At 46.3% G+C, this 229-nt stretch carries 1 pseudogene; it reads right to left on the bottom strand.

The window, feature by feature from the left end:
• A pseudogene (locus AB4589_RS25690) lies at window positions 1–229 on the bottom strand (hypothetical protein); the annotation flags it as partial.

The following is a 229-nucleotide window of genomic DNA, read 5'->3' as shown; positions in this document are numbered from 1 at the left end:
CATACCAACCTCGACTTTTCGGCGAGGTCTCTAAATGAACTGACACGTAGCGTTTGTTTGGCCAAAAGCGCTTTGTTTTTAGATTGCCGTTTGGTTTCGCCCAATCGGGACCTATAAACTCAAAATGAATGTCTGTTACCTTGTTGCTGGTCAGCTCAGGTGTCAGAAATATTCTGGGCGTAAATTGCAGGTATCGCTCCTTGGGGTATTGAGGCAGATGGATGTCGAG

The sequence above is a fragment of the Vibrio sp. 10N.222.49.A3 genome (assembly GCF_041475145.1).
GTDB lineage: Bacteria > Pseudomonadota > Gammaproteobacteria > Enterobacterales > Vibrionaceae > Vibrio > Vibrio tasmaniensis_A.
Note: the sequence above shows the minus strand (reverse complement) of the source record. Positions and strands in the feature narration are given on the sequence as shown.